Consider the following 1,103-nt stretch of genomic DNA (forward strand, 5'->3'; position numbering starts at 1 on the left):
TTCCGATCTTTGATGCTGGCTTATGTGGTTTCAACTTTGACGCGGACGGATTTCGGGCGTGGTGTCTGCAGCATGCGGTTACGGACGCCGCATCCAAGTTTAACTTCAGTCTTCTGGTTGGTGAATTTGCGTGATCTTAGCTTTGGCCCGTTTGTTGATTTATAATTGCCTATGGCGTTTTCTACTCTCGCTCGCTTCCCATACTCGGTAAGATTTTGCCACTCCATCCGACCGCGTTGAGCATTTGTGCGGCTATGCCAGTCACGCTGATCAGGTGGGCCATATGACGCTTCTTGTAAGTCTCGTATTCGTGGCGGAATGATAATGCTCACACCGGGACTATGACTGCGTAAAGCTTGATAGGTTTGATCACTGTCATAAGCACCATCTGCCATGAAACAAGCGATGGGGCGATCAATCATATCAAGCAAATCAGGAACCTGGCTGAGGTCACTTGTATTTTGATCAGTCAGTGTTTCTGCAATGACCTGATTGCTATCTGCATCAATAGCAAGATGCAGCTTGAGCCATTTTCGGGCAGATTTAGCGCCATGCTTTTCTTCAAGCCATTGGCCAGCTTCATATATCTTCATACCAGTGCTATCGACGATCACATGAAGAGGTTCATCTGTTCCATCCCTCCTGGTGCACCGGGTTAAGCTGGAAACAACAAGATTGGCGCAGCGTCTGCTGAATGTTGTGTGATCTGGCACCGGCAGTTCAACATTGAGTAGCCGCAACAACGAGGCCATTAAGCCTTCTGTCTGACGCAGAGGCTGGTTAAACACTTTGCCACATATCAGCGTCGTCTCAATAGCCAGGTCAGAATAGCGACATTGACCACCGCGCGTCTTGCGCAGTGGTGCAATCCATCCGGCTATAGCTGCTTCACTGATCCAGAAAGTAACACTCCCGCGCTGACGCAAGCCTGCTTCGTACTCCGCCCAGTTCGTGACCTTGAACTTCTGCTTGGGTATCCGGTGACGACGGGCGGAATTGTGCTTGAAAGGCATTGGCTTGATCCAAATTCTCAACGAACCAAAACATTAAAAGCCAATGCTATAAAAACTCTGAAACTCACCGGCGATTGATGCACCAACGCC

The 1,103-nt window shown here is 49.2% G+C and carries 1 protein-coding gene; it reads right to left on the reverse strand.

Going from position 1 to position 1,103, the window contains the following annotated elements:
* Positions 1–20: 20 nt before the first annotated feature.
* Positions 21–1,013 (reverse strand): IS5-like element ISOcan1 family transposase, encoded by a 993-nt coding sequence (locus CES86_RS02255; protein WP_094513479.1) that lies wholly within the window; start codon positions 1,011–1,013, stop codon positions 21–23.
* Between the last annotated feature and the right edge of the window lie 90 nt (positions 1,014–1,103).

The organism is Brucella lupini (assembly GCF_002252535.1).
Classification (GTDB): domain Bacteria; phylum Pseudomonadota; class Alphaproteobacteria; order Rhizobiales; family Rhizobiaceae; genus Brucella; species Brucella anthropi.